Annotated in this window: 14 protein-coding genes; 6 read left to right on the top strand and 8 right to left on the bottom strand. The window is 38.1% G+C overall.

Annotated elements, in window-relative coordinates:
- Nucleotides 1–28 precede the first annotated feature (28 nt).
- From AC27I2_RS08230 to AC27I2_RS08210, 5 genes are all read left to right on the top strand, one after another.
- Nucleotides 29–1,291, top strand: coding sequence for an SAM-dependent methyltransferase (locus AC27I2_RS08230; protein ID WP_058405146.1), 1,263 nt, complete (start codon nucleotides 29–31; stop codon nucleotides 1,289–1,291).
- Complete coding sequence (locus AC27I2_RS08225; RefSeq protein ID WP_487203960.1) at nucleotides 1,269–1,772, top strand: DUF2878 domain-containing protein; 504 nt, start codon at nucleotides 1,269–1,271, stop codon at nucleotides 1,770–1,772. The genes AC27I2_RS08230 and AC27I2_RS08225 overlap by 23 nt, the downstream gene beginning before the upstream one ends.
- Nucleotides 1,773–1,830: 58 nt before the next feature.
- Nucleotides 1,831–2,307 (top strand): chalcone isomerase family protein, encoded by a 477-nt coding sequence (locus AC27I2_RS08220; protein ID WP_487204147.1) that lies wholly within the window; start codon nucleotides 1,831–1,833, stop codon nucleotides 2,305–2,307.
- Between the two features lies 1 nt (nucleotide 2,308).
- A complete protein-coding gene (locus AC27I2_RS08215; protein WP_487203959.1) occupies nucleotides 2,309–2,848 on the top strand; it encodes a DUF3833 domain-containing protein in 540 nt (179 codons plus the stop codon).
- Between the two features lie 207 nt (nucleotides 2,849–3,055).
- Nucleotides 3,056–3,331 (top strand): HU family DNA-binding protein, encoded by a 276-nt coding sequence (locus AC27I2_RS08210; protein ID WP_006793424.1) that lies wholly within the window; start codon nucleotides 3,056–3,058, stop codon nucleotides 3,329–3,331.
- A gap of 91 nt (nucleotides 3,332–3,422) precedes the next feature.
- Here the strand turns inward: AC27I2_RS08210 and ilvN are convergent, their stop codons facing one another.
- Together ilvN and AC27I2_RS08200 are read right to left on the bottom strand one after the other, a co-directional pair.
- Nucleotides 3,423–3,920 (bottom strand): acetolactate synthase small subunit, encoded by a 498-nt coding sequence (ilvN, locus tag AC27I2_RS08205; RefSeq protein WP_006793425.1) that lies wholly within the window; start codon nucleotides 3,918–3,920, stop codon nucleotides 3,423–3,425.
- Nucleotides 3,920–5,647: an acetolactate synthase 3 large subunit gene (locus tag AC27I2_RS08200; RefSeq protein ID WP_487203958.1), complete on the bottom strand. Its 1,728-nt coding sequence runs from the start codon at nucleotides 5,645–5,647 to the stop codon at nucleotides 3,920–3,922. Before AC27I2_RS08200 ends, ilvN begins: the two co-directional genes overlap by 1 nt.
- A 481-nt stretch (nucleotides 5,648–6,128) precedes the next feature.
- Between AC27I2_RS08200 and AC27I2_RS08195 the strand changes: the two genes are divergently transcribed.
- Nucleotides 6,129–9,143, top strand: coding sequence for an immune inhibitor A domain-containing protein (locus AC27I2_RS08195; protein WP_487203957.1), 3,015 nt, complete (start codon nucleotides 6,129–6,131; stop codon nucleotides 9,141–9,143).
- Nucleotides 9,144–9,196: 53 nt separating this feature from the next.
- Here the strand turns inward: AC27I2_RS08195 and AC27I2_RS08190 are convergent, their stop codons facing one another.
- The 6 genes from AC27I2_RS08190 to AC27I2_RS08165 all read right to left on the bottom strand — a co-directional run bounded on the left by AC27I2_RS08190 (nucleotide 9,197) and on the right by AC27I2_RS08165 (nucleotide 16,271).
- Nucleotides 9,197–10,204, bottom strand: a complete 1,008-nt coding sequence (locus tag AC27I2_RS08190) for an isocitrate dehydrogenase (RefSeq protein WP_006793428.1) — start codon at nucleotides 10,202–10,204, stop codon at nucleotides 9,197–9,199.
- Between the two features lie 186 nt (nucleotides 10,205–10,390).
- The gene (locus tag AC27I2_RS08185) at nucleotides 10,391–12,079 is read right to left on the bottom strand and encodes a hypothetical protein (protein WP_487204146.1); all 1,689 of its coding nucleotides are present in this window, start codon (nucleotides 12,077–12,079) and stop codon (nucleotides 10,391–10,393) included.
- A 7-nt stretch (nucleotides 12,080–12,086) separates the two neighbouring features.
- Nucleotides 12,087–12,473: a DUF3192 domain-containing protein gene (locus AC27I2_RS08180; protein ID WP_058405152.1), complete on the bottom strand. Its 387-nt coding sequence runs from the start codon at nucleotides 12,471–12,473 to the stop codon at nucleotides 12,087–12,089.
- A gap of 69 nt (nucleotides 12,474–12,542) precedes the next feature.
- A complete protein-coding gene (gene xni / locus AC27I2_RS08175; RefSeq protein ID WP_058405153.1) occupies nucleotides 12,543–13,316 on the bottom strand; it encodes a flap endonuclease Xni in 774 nt (257 codons plus the stop codon).
- Between the two features lie 10 nt (nucleotides 13,317–13,326).
- Complete coding sequence (gene ppnN, locus AC27I2_RS08170) at nucleotides 13,327–14,670, bottom strand: nucleotide 5'-monophosphate nucleosidase PpnN (protein ID WP_058405154.1); 1,344 nt, start codon at nucleotides 14,668–14,670, stop codon at nucleotides 13,327–13,329.
- Nucleotides 14,671–14,735: 65 nt separating this feature from the next.
- Nucleotides 14,736–16,271: a GGDEF domain-containing protein gene (locus AC27I2_RS08165; RefSeq protein ID WP_058405155.1), complete on the bottom strand. Its 1,536-nt coding sequence runs from the start codon at nucleotides 16,269–16,271 to the stop codon at nucleotides 14,736–14,738.
- Nucleotides 16,272–16,453: the final 182 nt, after the last annotated feature.

Raw genomic sequence — 16,453 nt, 5'->3', positions numbered from 1 at the left:
CAGTAATAAAAATAACATAGGTGTTCTAATGGAAAAAGTGTCTAGCTTAAATTGCGAACAAAACACAGGCTGGTTTACAGGGCTTTATAAAAAATTAGTATTTAAAGCCTTTTCTTCAATAGAAACAGGGCAAATCACAGTGATTGATGAAGATCTGCAGCTTGTTTTTGGAGATGCATCATCTGACTTAAAAGTAACGGTAACAATCCACGACAAAGCAATGTATAAGGCATTTGCGTTGTCTGGCAGTGTTGGTGCAGGCGAATCTTACATTTTAGGTCAATGGAGCTGTGACAATCTAACCCGACTAATTGAGTTGTTTGCGATAAATGAGAAGCAGCTGGATGAATTTGAAAGAAAATTTGCATTTTTCAGTAATATTGCTAACAGGTTGACTCATTTAAAAAACAAAAATTCTCAGTCGGGATCCAAGAAAAATATAGTTGCTCATTATGATTTAGGTAACGATTTATACGAGTCGTTTTTAAGTAAGGAGATGCTTTATTCGTGTGCAGTATATCCCTCAAAAGATGCCAGTTTAGAAGATGCTCAGCAACACAAGCTAAAGCGTATTTGTGAACAGGTTGAATTGAAAGCCGGTGACTCAGTAATAGAGATTGGTACAGGGTGGGGGGCATTTGCCATTTTTGCGGCAACGCATTATGACTGCCAAGTAACGACTACAACGATATCTGATGAGCAATACGATTATGTCGCTCAAAAAGTTAAAGAGCTAGGCTTAGAAAATAAAATTACGCTCCTTAAACTCGACTATCGGTTGCTGACAGGCAAATACGACAAGTTAGTGTCAATTGAAATGATTGAGGCGGTGGGCCACGAATATCTACCTAGCTTCTTTACGCAGTGTGGGTCCTTGCTAAAAGACGATGGCGCAATGTTGATACAGGCAATCACTATTAGCGATCAGCGTTATAAGCACTACCTTAAAAATTCAGATTTTATCCAGCAGTATATTTTCCCAGGTGGGTGTTTACCCTCATTAAACGAAATGAGTGAGCAAATTAAGAACAACACCGATATGGTTATTCATACTGTTAGCGATATTGGAACGCATTACGCAAGAACGTTAGCTGATTGGCGTGAGCGTTTTATCAAGAGTTGGCCAGACCTAGACCGCTCAAAATTTGATGACCGCTTTTATAGGTTATGGTTATTTTATTTTGCGTACTGTGAAGGTGCATTTAGAACCCGTGCAACCAGTACCGTACATTTAATGGCGCGTAAACCTCGCTTTAGTAGCAGTGTAGATGAAATTGCACTCGCTTATTAATTTTATTTTGTTTCAAGCAGTGTGGTTTTTATCATTACTGCTTGAAGGGAAATCACTTTTATTTAGTGCGATTGTTATTGTTTTAATGTTTTATTTATCAAAACAAAAAAAACAAGACACATTACTCTTACTGAAAGCACTCCCAATTGCATTATTGCTCGAATATATTTCTGTAGAGCTTGGCTTACTTGCGTTTAAGGTCGATCCATTTCCTTTGTGGTTGGTTTTTTTATGGGCCGCACTACTACTATCATTAAACACATCGATGCACTTTTTGAGTCGTTTAAAATTTTGGCAAGTTTTTGTTGTTTGTTTGGTTTTTGCACCTGCTAGTTATTGGGCGGGGGCACGATTTAACGTAATTGATTTAGGGTTACCCCTTTGGCAATTTTGGTTAGCCTACGGTGCGATGTGGTCAGCAGCCTTTACGTTCATTGTACTTATAAATCAAAAAATAAAGTCGATAATACCTCCTACTTGAGGCCGGTTTACCTAGTTAATTTTTTATTTAAATAAGGACTTTAATATTGAAAGCACTCATTAATACGACTTTGCTGTACCTATTATTAAGTACTTCTGCTTTTGCTAATGCTGAATTTAGCAAAGTGGGTGAGGGTAGAATGGAGTATTTGTTTTGGGATGTATACGACGCCACCTTATATACTCCTTCTGGCGATTATGCTTTGGGTGAACACCCTGTCAAATTTAAGCTTATCTACTTACGTGATTTTGAAGCCAAAGAAATTATAAAAGCAACTAATGAGCAGTGGGAGTTAATTGGTAAGGAAGATTTAGTTAATAAATACGATAAGCAGCTTTTATCGCTTTGGCCAAACATAAGCAAAGGCGACTCTTTAACCTTGGTTACAGACGAACAAGGCAAAAGTACTTTTTTGTTTAACGATGAAAAAGTAGGTGTTATTGATGATATTGCCTTTTCGAGTGATTTTTTAGCTATTTGGTTAGCTGAAAATACGTCTGAACCGGCTTTAAGAAAAAAACTATTAGGGAATTAAAATGACTATTAATAACGCGTTAAAAATGACTTTTGTGTGCGTACTTGCGCTCCTTTTAGTTAGCTGCTCTGCACCTAGCGTTGAGCATTACAGTAAAACAACCCCCAATTTTGACTTTAAAACGTTCTTTAGCGGAAAATTAAAAGCCTACGGCGTAGTGCAAGACTTTAAAGGTGAATTAACCCGTAAGTTAGTGGTTGACATGAACGCTACGTGGGAGGGCAACCAGGGCGTTATAGAAGAAGATTTTGTGTATGATGATGGTGAAACACAAAAACGCATTTGGAAAATAACCCTTAACGATGATAACACGCTTACAGGTACTGCTGATGACGTTCTTGGTGTAGCAAAAGGTAAGAGTGATGGCAGTGTATTTCATTGGAATTATAACGTTGAGCTTCCTTATGACGGGAGTACTTTAGATGTTAATTTTGATGACTGGATGTATTTGGTAACACAATCACGCTTGATTAACCGCACATCTATTGTTAAGTTTGGTGTCGAGGTCGGGGAAGTGACCTTAGTTATCGAAAAAATATAGTTTTTACATGTTGATGAACACGCACCAAAATTGTACAAAAATTAAGTCTTTGTTAACACAAGATGCTGTATTTTAGCGGAAATTAATATAATTTTATGTGTTTTATAAGATTTTAACTAAAAATTGCAATTTGCTGTTGCTAACTTTTAAAAAATACATAAAGATAGGTTTTGCGAAGGCAAAATAATAACGAATAGGAATCTAACAATGAATAAAGCTCAATTAGTTGAAAAAATTGCTACTGACGCGGAAATTTCTAAAGCCGCTGCTACCCGTGCGCTAGACGCATTTACTGGTGCTGTAACTTCTGCACTTAAAGAAGGTGACTCAGTAGCATTAGTTGGTTTTGGTACTTTCTCAGTAAAAGAACGTGCAGCACGCACTGGCCGTAACCCTCAAACGGGTGCTGAGATCCAAATCGCAGCGGCAACTATCCCAAGCTTTAAAGCAGGCAAAGGTCTTAAAGACCAAGTAAACCTATAATTGGTTTTACAAATTAATTGAAAAAAGGGCTAATAAGCCCTTTTTTTTTATATTCTAAAAGCCGTATTTAAACGGCTCCGTATCAGTAAAGTTAGGCTTTTAAGGCTTTATCGCCTCTGCCAATTCCAACTGCACCTGAACGCACAACTTCAATGATGTCTGTTTCATGGCGTAACGTATCTAAAAATGATTCTATTTTATCTGTGCTACTTACAAGTTGTAAGCTGTAACTCTGACGCCCCATATCTAAAATATCACCTTTAAACACATCGACCACACGCGTTACCGCTGCACGCGTTGTTTCATCTTGCGCAAATACTTTTACAAGAAGTAGTTCGCGTTCAATGTGGCTCATTTCAGTTAAATCAATAATTTTTAGAACATCAACTAGCTTATTTACTTGCTTGGTAATTTGTTCAACAATTCGGTCATCACCCATTGTTGTTATCGTAATACGAGACAAAGATTGATCGTCAGTGGTACCCACTGTTAGGCTATCAATGTTGTATGCCCGTTGCGAAAATAACCCTACAATACGAGATAGTGCACCGGGTTCGTTTTCTAATAATATCGATAAAATACGACGCATTATGCTTTTACTCCTTTACGTAACCACATTTCGTCAATGCCACCTAATTTAATTTGCATTGGGTATACATGCTCTTTCTCGTCTACAAGTATATCTAAAAATACGAGACGATCAGTTATGCTCATTGCTTTATCAATAGCGGGTTGGAGCTCTTCAAGCGTGTTTACCTGAATGCCAACGTGGCCATAGCTTTGAACTAATTTTATAAAGTCAGGCAACGAGTCCATATACGAGGAAGAATGACGTCCGCCATACACCATATCTTGCCATTGACGAACCATTCCTAATGAACGGTTATTGAGAGAAACCACTTTAACCGCTAAGTTGTACTGTAAGCACGTAGAAAGTTCTTGAATATTCATCTGAATAGAGCCATCGCCCGTTACACATACTGACTCTTTATCAGGAAATGCAAGCTTAACACCCATAGCGGCAGGTAAACCAAAGCCCATAGTGCCTAGGCCACCAGAGTTTATCCATTGGCGAGGGTACTTAAATGGGTAATATTGTGCTGCAAACATTTGGTGTTGCCCAACATCAGAACTGATGTAAGCTTCTCCTTCAGTTGCTTTATAAAGGGCTTCAATAACGGCTTGAGGTTTAATTTTTTCAGATGGTTGTTGTTTATATCCCAAACATTTTTGTTCACGCCAGCTAATAATTTGTCGCCACCAATCCTCTTGTGCACTGCGATCTATTTGGATTGTGCTTTTATCTATGCCGTCTTGTAGTTGTTTAAGTACCGTGTCTAAACAGCCTACAACAGGGATATGTGCTTTAATGGTTTTAGAAATCGATGTTGGATCTACATCAACATGAACAATAGTGGCGTTAGGGCAGAATTTTTTAACATTATTTGTCACCCGATCATCAAAGCGGGCACCTAATGCGAGTATAACGTCGGCGTTAGCCATCGCTTTGTTTGCTTCTAGAGTACCGTGCATCCCTAGCATACCAATAAAATTAGGGTGGACTCCTGATATACCACCAAGCCCCATTAAGGTGTTAGTTATGGGCGCATTTAATGATTCTACTAATCGAGTTAATTGCTCAGATGTGTTTGAAATAATAATCCCGCCACCAGAGTATATAACTAGCTTTTTAGCTTCCAAAATAGCAGCCACTGCTTTTCTAATTTGTTTTGAGTGGCCTTTTGTATTTGGGCTATATGTTCGAAGCTCAGTTGTTGTAGGAAAGTCGTATTCAAATTTGATTGTCGGATTTAGCATATCTTTTGGTAGCTCAACTACAACAGGGCCAGGGCGGCCAGTGCTTGCAATATAAAACGCTTTTGCCAAAATAGCTGGAATTTCTTGCGCGCTTCTGCAGTTAAAACTGTGTTTTACAATTGGGCGAGAGCAGCCAACGATGTCTGTTTCTTGGAAGGCGTCGTCACCAATTAAACTAGTGGGTACTTGTCCTGATAATACAACCATTGGAATCGAGTCCATATAAGCGGTTGCAATACCCGTAATACAATTTGTTGCACCAGGGCCTGAGGTAGCAAGAACGACACCGACTTCTCCGGTAGCACGTGCATAACCGTCAGCCATGTGTGTTGCTGCTTGCTCATGCCTAACTAAAATGTGTTCAATGTCATTTTGTTGAAAAAGTGCATCGTATAAATCCAATACCGAGCCACCAGGGTAGCCAAATATATATTTTACTTTTAATTCTTTTAATGCCTGAACGACTAGTTCAGAGCCATTATACTCTTGTTTGCTCATCCTCATTCCTCTGCGCTTTTTGTGCATAAAAAAACCCCCGCTTAAAGCGAGGGTTTTTAAAAAGCAGTATTACCTTTTAATACATCCCCGCTGGGCTTATTACTAAGACCAGTACGAGAACGACTAGAAGATTAAATTGTGTTTTCATAGTTATTTACTCTACTTAGCAAAACACTGCTTTGATGTGAAATTTTGTATAGGGCTATTTTTAAGTGTTTTAGGTGTGCATGTCAACCTTGAATGTGTATTTTTGCATTTTAAATTCATTTGCTGGGCCTTTTTGGCTTTTTAATGCTTTATTTGAATGGTATTTAAAGGTTTTAAGGAGATAATATGCAATTTGTTTATTTTCATTTACTTACTGTTGTTTTAGGCTTAAGCAAAAATAGGTTGCTAGCATATACTTTAAGCTAGTTTATAACCTGTTTAAATGATTGTTATTAGGTATGATGTGTCTAACAATCTGTTTGAGGAACACACAGTGAACAAAATAGCGTTACTTACTTTTTTTACTCTGTTTTTTAGCACTATCGCTACTGCTAAAGCACCGACTCCGCACGATTTAGGGGTGACTAACAAAGAACGTATTTTGTATTGGCTTAATAAAAAAGAGGGTTTAACTCCCGATGAGTTAGAAGCTTCTTATAATGAATTCATCAGTAATCAATCACCACTGCAACTGCCTTTAAAAAATGGGTTTCGTCAATCATCAGGCATATCATCGTATAACTCGTTACAAAATAAGGCCTTGTTTAAACAACAACCGAGTTTTTCAACAGGCTTAGTTCCTGATGAGCGAGTAAATACAGTTAAAGTGCTAACTATTTTAATTGATTTTCCTGACTTAAAACACGACGAAAACCAGTTAACTCCTCAAGATACAGACATGTTTTATGCCGATTACTCAGCCGAACATTACCAGCAGATGTTGTTTAATCTCAGTGGATATGAAGGTCCTAATGGAGAGACTCTTTCGTCTGCAGCTGAGTATTATGCAGCTGCTTCGGGCAACAGCTTAAATTTTGAAGGGCAAGTTTACGGGTGGGTAACTGCAAATAATAATGCTAAATTTTACGGTGAACGTTTAGGCTCCACCCGAGATAAAAACGCTCCAAGCTTAGTAAAAGAAGCTGTGGAAAAAGCGGTTGCCCAATTTAATATTAATTTAGCAGACTATGATCTAACCGACCTTGATGACATAGACGGTGACGGTATTACCGATGAGCCAAATGGGATAATCGATCATGTTATGATTTTTCATTCTAGTATTGGTGAAGAGTCGGGCGGTGGTTATTTAGCCACTGATGCTATTTGGTCACATCGCTTTTATGTTTTAGACGAAAATAGCCAACCTTCTGAAGTTGTTGGTAGTGACATTAAGCTATTTGGTTACACAATAAACCCTATCGATGCAGCCATTGGTGTTGTTGTTCATGAGTTTGGACACGATTTAGGTTTAAAGGATGAATATGATTTACAGTCTAATACGGTTGGTGAACCCGTTGCTTCATGGTCTGTTATGTCATCAGGTACGTGGGCGGGCTCTCCCAGAGGGTCTGAGCCGGTCATGTTCAGCCCTTATGCGCTAGAGTATCTACAAACACGCTACCAAGGTAATTGGGTAAACCAGCTTAGCCTTGATATGGATGAGATTAATGCCAATGCTGTGCAAGTGATAAATAATGCAGCAAGTACGTCTATATCACAAAGCCAAATAAAGGTTACATTACCACCAAGACTTGAAAAATTTAAAACCCCGGTAGAAGGTGTTTTTCAATATTATTCAAATACTGGCGATAATCTTAATACGAGTTTAGTAAATACCATTGATTTACCAAGTACAACTGAGTCGCTTATGCTGAGCTTTGTTGCCTTTTATAGCATTGAGAAAGATTACGACCTAGTCCAAATAAAGGTTAATGGTATGCCTATTGCTGGTAACTATACACAATCTATAAACCCTTACTATGGCAATATTGGCCCTTATATTACAGGCGATTCATTTTTAAATGCTGATGCGCAGCTTCCTAACGGTTATTTAATACACCAATTTGATTTATCTGCTTATGCAGGGCAAACAATAGAGTTGCAAGTACAATACTTAACAGACGCTAATACGCACTATTATGGCTTTGTTATTGACGATATGCGTATTGAGCAAAGTGGTTCATTAATTTGGCAAAATAACGCAGAAACTCAAAGCACTATCACCTTAGCCGGCTTTTCAAAGGTGGGTAGTTATGTATTTGCTAGGCCATCGTATTACTACCTGCAGTTGCGTGACTATTCGGGTGTAGATAGTGGATTGCAAAAAGAAGGTTACTCGCCGGGGTTATTACTGTGGTACAGCGATGAGTCGCACACTGATAACAATACAACTGAGCACCCCGGCAGTGGTTTTGCATTGGTTGTTGACGCAGATCAGCGTGCTATCAATAAAGGAGGCACGCAATCACCAGCAAATACAGCTATTCAGGTACGAGATGCCGGATTCAGTCTTTATGCTCAGCGAGCTGGGCTAGGAGATAATGACTTATCTGCTATTAGTTCTTTTAGCGATAAGACGGACTTCAGCTTTGCAGAACAAGCAGAATCGGGTGTTAAATTACCACAAGTTGGTTTTGGTTTTACGCTCACAAACCAAGAAAGCAATAATGGAAGCATTGAAATATTATTAAATTATGAGCCATTAAATGGTATTAGTTACTCACTCTCAGATTTCACAGCTGATTTTAAAGTAGAAGGGTTATCGCTTTCACCATCTGACACGTTTATTTGGGGCTTTGGTGACGGAAAAACAAGTTCTGAATTATCCCCCTCGCACGTTTTTGAAGGTTACGGACGCTATGATGTTACATTTACGGCAAGTAACGGTAACGATGAGCAGACAGCAACAACGACAGTAACCATTGTTGCTCCCCTGAGTATCACTGCAATTGATTATGAAACAACACAAGGGCTATTAACAGCACAAGCTGACGTTGAAGGAGGGTTAGCGCCGTACAGTTACCAGTGGAATTTAGGCGATGGCAGTTCGTTAGCATCACAAAGCGTTTCACATAACTATTTATACTCGGGTGATTATTCAGTGTCGTTTACCGTGACTGATGACCAAGGGGTGTCGGTATCTCAAAATGTAAATGTAAACGTTAATGTTCCACTAGCAGTTAATACCACTTTTTCAACGAATAACTTAACGGTTCAATTTAATGCCGATGTAATAGGTGGCTTTAAAAATTATGCTTACACTTGGGATTTTGGTGACGGCAGCGACCTATCTCAAGTTCAAAACCCACGTCATACGTATCAAAGTGCTGGCAGTTACTCTGTGGCTTTAACCATAACAGACACAAATACGGGGGAGGTTATCAGTGAAAACTTGTCTGTAACTGTAGCGCAGCCAGAAAATAATAATGGTTCAAGCTCTAGTGGCGGGGCGCTTGGCGGGTTATTAATTTTAATGTTGTTAATTTCAATTAGGTCAAAACGTTTTTAAACGGCATAAAAAAGCCAGCATTAAACGCTGGCTTTTTTGAACGTCCTATTAAATTACAGACGGTCAATCACTGATTGTGTGAAATCAGTTGTTCCGTGGCTGCCACCTAAATCACGTGTAGTGCGGTCACCTGATTTGATTACATCAGCAACGGCGCTGCGTATACGCTCTGCTGTGTCACCCATATTTAAGTGCTCTAACATTTGAATAGATGCTAAAATTACAGAAGTTGGATTTGCTAGGTTTTTACCTGCGATATCTGGCGCGCTACCGTGCACAGCTTCAAAAATTGCAGCATCTTCGCCAATATTTGCACCTGGTGCCATACCTAAACCGCCCACTAAGCCAGCACATAGGTCTGATAAAATGTCACCAAATAAGTTTGTAGTAACAACTACATCAAACTCTTCAGGTGTCATTACAAGCTTCATACAGGTTGCATCAACAATCATTTCTGTTGATTCAATTTGTGGGTAACGCTCAGCTACTTCACGAGCAACTTTTAAAAATAAGCCAGACGTAGACTTTAAAATATTTGCTTTGTGAACAGCGGTTACTTTTTTACGGCCTTCACGCACTGCAAGTTCATAAGCAAATGTTACAATTTTTTCAGCGCCTTCACGTGTTATTACTGATTTTGCTTCAGCTTCATTGCCATCTTCACTCACTACTTGGCCTGCACCTGAGTACATGCCTTGTGTGTTTTCACGAATAGTGATGATGTCAATATCATCGTAACGGGCTTTAGTGCCCACAAATGATTTTACAGGGCGAACGTTTGCGTATAACCCAAATTGCTTGCGCAGTGTTACGTTAATAGACGTAAAACCTTCACCTACAGGGGTAGTTAATGGACCCTTAAGTGTAATTTTGTTTTTAGCAATGGTATCGATCGTCTCTTGTGGAAGTAACTCACCTGTTTTCTCAAGAGCGGCTAGGCCAGCATCAACAAATTCATAATCAAAATCGCATCCTGCGGCTTTTAGTATTTCAAGTGCTGAGTCGATGATGCTCGGACCGATGCCGTCGCCTTTGATCACTGTGATGGTTTGTTTGGCCATTAACGTTTCCTTTAAAGAGTTTGATGTGCACATAAAAAATTACTCTAAAAGAGTAACTGCTTGTTAGGTCATTTATGTGAATGATTGAAAATTTTAAGGGCGCATTTATACCAATTTACCACTTATTTTGCCAGTTTATAGAATAAATAATGGGTATAATTTCTATTTATAGTGGTAATAAACGAACTAAATATTGTTATATATTTGTAAACCCGCTAATTGGGCGTAAAAAGGTCGCTCATCATCCCAGCCATTTAGTCTTAGTTGCTCACTCAGAGTTTGCTGTTGCCATGGGGTTAATTTTAGCTCAGGTTTGAAAACCCGTTGTGCAATCACTTTTAAAGCAACCCATAGCTTATGCTCATTTGTTAGCTGTTTTTTTGCTGTTTGCTCTGCCTGTAACAACGTGTTTGCCCAAGGGTTATCGCTTAGTAATTGCAAAAGCAATGCTTTAATATGCTCATTATTAATATTAGCTACACCAAAAAATGCACTAAATGGAGTGCTTAACGTTTTGTTTGGCACTTCATCGATAGCTATTTTTCGTGTTAAGCGAGTACTGCATTGGGTTAACAAAAAATGAGTATATGCGTACAAAGGTAAAGTGATGTGCTCAAATTGATACTGCTTATTGTGTGTTACCAATAAAGCCATTATTTTTACCAAACAGTCTAGTCGATTTAATATAAACTTTTGTAGTGGATGGGGTGTTGAATTAACCAATTGCTCAAATACGACGCGCTGAATAATAGCAGGCGCATTATTGTATCCAACCATAGACAAGCTATGGCGCAGATCTTTAGCTGCTTGATGTTCTTTATTATAAGGTTTAACGGCTTCACATACTCGCGCAATAATCTCAGGGTGATGAGCCATTATTTTATTCAAACCTTTAAAACTATATTCTTGGTTAACTTTAATTTGACTAATTAACTCAATTAGTTGCCTTGGTTTATCTAAACTGCTTGGCTCGTTAATAGTAATATGTTCGCTGTTCCATACACTGTATAGAAGCTTTTTATCTGCACATTTCCATTGTTTGGGGTTGTCTTTTAATGTCGCTTTTACTCTAAACCAAGCTAATTTTTGTTTATTTTCAGGGGTAACTATTATATGCCTGTTTTGTTTATCGGTTGCTAGATAAACCATATTTTGATCTTGATACACAACTCGGCTACCAGCCAAAAATGCCCCTACGTGGGCAACGTAAGATTTAATTAAATGTTGTGCAAAAATATTTGGCGTGCGTAAATATAAATCGGACAAGGCCTGATAAAAGCTTATGTGCTTTTTAGCAGGGGTATGGGTTATATTCATTGCTATTATATTAGCGAGTGCAACAAGCGTAATTCCACCATCGTAAAGCATTATCTTTGGTGTATTTACGAGAGCTTGCTTATATTTATTTAGTTTTGCGAGTATATGTGTAATCGGTGCAGCGCTATTGCCACAGCTTAACATTATTTTTGCTGCAAATTGGTGGCGCAGCTGCCAAATCTTTTTATCGTTAGCACTAAATTCAGATTGTTCAGCTAGCTTGTTTAGTTGCGAGCAGACACACAAATGCTCCACAAGTGCGGCGTTTATGTAAAGTTCGGTTAGTTTTTTGTCGTAATTTTGGCTAGCACATAAGCTTGCAGTAATGACACACTGGCTTATCACTAAATTAGTTGAATAGCTGTAGTGGGAATTAAATAACGTTAATTTGGATAGTAGTGCATTAGGGCAGTGTTCGTATAAGACTCTATACTGTTCGGCTAATTTACAGGCCATAGGGTATAAGGCTTGCCAATGGTCTTTATTATTATAGCCAATTAAAAAACGCTGCGTATTTTCGTGCAGTTGTTTTAAACGATTTGCAAGGGGCTCATCCATTATGCCTTCACCTAATTTCTTCCTGATATTTACTGTATGCACTTGGTCCCCATAAAATTAGCTGGCCATTTTTAAATAATAAGCCTGTGCATTCATCCATCGTTGTTATACCGTCTGACGTAATATGCTGTGTGCGATAAAAAATAATTTGTAATACTTGTTCATTATCGCGCTTGGCAAATGTTAAGTCTGGGCTACCAAGGTAATCAAGTACGGTGTTGAGTGTAGTTTGAGAATCTAGCGAAAGCTTTTCAATGTAGCGCTTATTAAATGATTCTCGATCTTGCCAAATCATTGCTTGTGGATCGTCTTTGTAAAAAGCAATCACTAAGGTTGCAATGAGCGCGTATAGCCCCAACCCTAAAATTAAATACCGTATAAACTTTTTCAACACTATTTACCTTAAATGCTACCACGGGTATTAGTATACGTTTTGTTATAAATACACGCTATTTACTTGCGACTAATTAAGCCTAAGCTGCTTTAAACTAAACCCTAAATTTATATCTGTTCTTAAACTAACCAATTGTTTAGATATAACGAACATGTCCATATTGGCTTCAAGTTTTTTGCGTAGCGCTGTGTTTAGTAATTCATCACTCAATGCTTCATTTATAGAGGTGTAATTATTAACAAGCTGCTGAGCTGATTTTATACCAACTCCTTTTACACCAGGTATGTCATTCGTTTTATCGCCTGCAAGTGCCCAAAAATCGACGAGTTTATTTTTTTCTACACCAAAGCGCTCTTCCATTGTGGGTTCATCTAAATACTGCCTTTTAAAATAATCATAAATCTGTATTTCATTGTTTAAATACGGTAAAAATCCCTTGTCAGTAGATACAATCGTATTCATTATTTTTTTATCAGCGGCTTTGCAAGCAAGCGTAGCAATAATATCATCAGCTTCATCATTTATTGGTTCAAACACAATAATACCGGTTTCCTCAATTGCTGATTTAAAATGATGTAACGCACCTTTTAGTGTTTCGGGCATCGGGGCTCTTGAGTGTTTGTAATGTTCATAAAAGTGATAGCGCCAACTTTTATCTCCGTCAAACACTGCAATTGCATGCGTTGCTTGCGTTATGCGAAGCAATTTTTTGCATGCTTGCGCTACACGCTCACTGCACGTAAGTATTAATTGGTCTTCGTTGTTGTGTTTTTGGTTTACATCAACTGCATAAATGCGCCTAATTAAATTAAGCGCATCAATTAATAATAAATGGGGTTTCAAACTATATGACTCATGCTTTTATTTTGTAACACGGAGTATACTTACTGCCAGGTAATTTCATGCGGCCTTGGTCAACAAAGGCTTGTAAAAGTACATCCATATCTTGCATTAATGCAGGTTCACCACTGAGAGTATAAGGTCCATGTTGTTTAATAGCGCGTACTCCCTCATCTTTAACATTACCGGCAACAATACCCGAAAACGCACGTCGTAAGTTTGCTGCAAGCTGTTGTTTTGGTTGATCCAAGTGTAAATCTAGGTTTGCCATGTTTTCATGTGTAGGTGCAAAGGGCTGCTGAAAATCGTTATCAATTTTAAGCGTCCAATTAAAATAGTATGCATCGCCCTCACTTTTTCTATACTCGCGAACATTAGCCATTTTAGATTTTAGTTTTTGTCCAACTAAACTGGGATCGTCAATAATAACTTCAAATTTGTCTAGCGCTTCTTTTCCGAGCGTCATTTCAATAAATTCGCACAGTTTTTCAAAGTAATCTTTGCTTTGTTTTGGTCCGGTTAAAATAACGGGTAAGCACTGCTTTTCGTTATCTGGATGCAATAAAATGCCTAATAAATACAATAATTCTTCGGCAGTGCCCGCACCGCCTGGAAATATAATAATTGCATGGGCTGTGCGTATAAATGCTTCTAACCGTTTTTCTATATCTGGCAATATAACGAGTTCGTTTACTATTGGGTTAGGGGGTTCTGCTGCAATAATGCTGGGCTCTGTTAGTCCTAAATAACGATTGTTTTTAATACGTTGTTTTGCATGGCCTATAGTAGCGCCTTTCATTGGACCTTTCATTGCACCAGGTCCGCAACCAGTACAAATATTTAATCCACGCAGGCCCAATTCATAACCTACTTGTTTGGTATACTTATACTCAATTTCGTTTATTGAATGCCCGCCCCAACAAACCACCATATTGGGCTCGCTATTTACACGAAGCGCATGCGCATTTCTAAGCATGTCAAACACCATATGAGTAATGGCTTTTTGTTCTTTTAGATCTTTTTCGTACTTTTGACAAATAAATAAAATATCGCGGATAACTGAAAATATGTGTTCGTGTATACCGGTGATTATTTCACCATCTACAAAGGCAGTTTGAGGTGGGTTTTCAAGCTCAATTTTTATTCCGCGCTCTCGGCTGAGTAAGCGAATGTCAAAGTCTTTATACTTGTCGTATATTTGCGAACTTTCGTCGGTATGGCTGCCTACATTGAGTACCGCTAATACACAATTTCTAAATAGTTTATAACGCTCGCTAGTTGAGGATTGTTCTAATAAATCAACCTCTAACTGAGATAGTAAATCTAATACACCAGTTGGGTTTAACTGTATTAACATGGGCGTACTCCTTGCTATTTATGTAAATTACTACTGAGCCATACATTATTTATACCCGTATGGCATTATTTACTTATACAAAGGCGGTCTCTACCAGTATTTTTGGCTTCATACAAAGCATCGTCAGCTCTATCAAAAGCTTTAATTGGGGTATCCCCTTTTTTTAACTGCGTAGCGCCTACGGAGATAGTTATTTCAATTTGCTTATCTTTAAATTTAAACGGAATATTTTTAATAACTTTTCTGAGTTTTTCAAGCGGTGCAACTGCATTGTCAACAGTGGTTTCACTCATTAATAAGACAAATTCTTCACCGCCATATCGCGCTATAAAATCAGATTTTCGTATCGACTTTTGTAATGCTTTTGCGATCACTTGCAACGTAATGTCGCCAGCTGTATGGCCAAACCTGTCGTTTATTGATTTAAAATGATCAACATCTATAACGACTAGCGTAACATTTGATTGCTGAACATTAAATAAATGCATTTCGTGGTTATAGCGTTCGTCAAAAGCGGCTCTATTAGGTAATTTTGTTAAGCCGTCTAGTAGGCTTTTAAAGCGTTGATCGTTTAAGCGCTTTTTGTATTTTGTTAGTTTTGTTTCAAGCGTACCAATACGGCCATTAATCTCATTAAAACTCGATACAAGTATTTCCCTGTCTTGGCGTTCTAGTTTTTCTTTTGCCATAAAGTCTTGAGTCAACGACTTTAGTTCATTATCAACAAGCTCTTTTAAAGATGAAATAGAAGTAGCGGATTGTGTTTTTTCGTTTAAGTTTTCTATTTTACTTTTAATATTTTTATTGAGGGTCTCAAACTCAGCCCCCATTGACGTCGAATGTTTACTTGTAGCGACTATTGATTTGTGAAGTTCTTCAATTGTCTGGTTAAGCGATGATAAAAAGCTTTGAGCTGACTCGCGTTCTTTATTTATATTTTTTACGACAACAGTAATTATGTTTATGGCCGTATCGAGCAAAGAGCCTAAATTATCGCTTTCAGATATGATGCTTTTAATACGCTTAATTTCTATTGTTGCTTCATCTTCAAGAACTAAGTCGTTAGCGAGTTCAAGTAGTTTTTGTGCTAATGCAGGCGTCGCTTCACAAGTAATCTTGCTATCTGCACGTAGTTTTGTGTTTAGCGCATGGTGATAAAAGCTAATTAATTTTTCCAGTAACGGAATAAAGTCATGAGTGGAATGAACGTTATTCATTTCGTGATCGAGTAAATTTCTTAATGAACGGCGTGTGCCTTCTGGCAAGCCTTTGGTTTTTTGGAGTTGTCTGCCCGCTGATAAAACACTTTCTTGTAGGTCACGTTGTTGCGAAAGTTGAATGGACTCTTGTTTTTTTAACAGCTTTATTGTTTCGTCAATTAAAGGGGATAAATCATCAAAACCAACGCCTTTGTTGAGTGCACTTCTAAAGTTAGCAAGTCTGTTGTCAAGTTCTGTGTCAAGACCCTTACACGCTAAGGATAATTTAGATGAAAAAATAGAGAGGGTGTCTACTTGATGTTTTCGCGCGTCTTCCAGTGCCATGCGCGCACCAATTGCTTGTTTTAGTTTTCTCTCTGTAGCAGTAGATTTTTCTGACACCTAGGCAGCCACCATGATTTGTAATTTTGTTACTCTAAGTCTACAACAAATTTATATTAAGTGTAGTTATCTCGGTAAAAACTCTATATTTTTATTAGCCTTGTGCGTACAAACTCGTATACATGAGGGTTTATCGCTTTTAATTCACATTTAAATGTTCGCTTGATAACCTTGGCTGCAAT

The organism is Pseudoalteromonas sp. NH0006-46 (assembly GCF_057547735.1).
This window is presented reverse-complemented; position numbering and strand designations above follow the sequence as displayed.

Coding starts and splice junctions, on each gene's coding strand:
- AC27I2_RS08230 (WP_058405146.1), top strand. CDS start 29: ATGGAAAAAGTGTCTAGCTTAAATTGCGAACAAAACACAGGCTGGTTT.
- AC27I2_RS08225 (WP_487203960.1), top strand. CDS start 1,269: ATGAAATTGCACTCGCTTATTAATTTTATTTTGTTTCAAGCAGTGTGG.
- AC27I2_RS08215 (WP_487203959.1), top strand. CDS start 2,309: ATGACTATTAATAACGCGTTAAAAATGACTTTTGTGTGCGTACTTGCG.
- AC27I2_RS08210 (WP_006793424.1), top strand. CDS start 3,056: ATGAATAAAGCTCAATTAGTTGAAAAAATTGCTACTGACGCGGAAATT.
- ilvN (WP_006793425.1), bottom strand. CDS start 3,920: ATGCGTCGTATTTTATCGATATTATTAGAAAACGAACCCGGTGCACTA.
- AC27I2_RS08200 (WP_487203958.1), bottom strand. CDS start 5,647: ATGAGCAAACAAGAGTATAATGGCTCTGAACTAGTCGTTCAGGCATTA.
- AC27I2_RS08190 (WP_006793428.1), bottom strand. CDS start 10,204: ATGGCCAAACAAACCATCACAGTGATCAAAGGCGACGGCATCGGTCCG.
- AC27I2_RS08185 (WP_487204146.1), bottom strand. CDS start 12,079: ATGGATGAGCCCCTTGCAAATCGTTTAAAACAACTGCACGAAAATACG.
- ppnN (WP_058405154.1), bottom strand. CDS start 14,670: ATGTTAATACAGTTAAACCCAACTGGTGTATTAGATTTACTATCTCAG.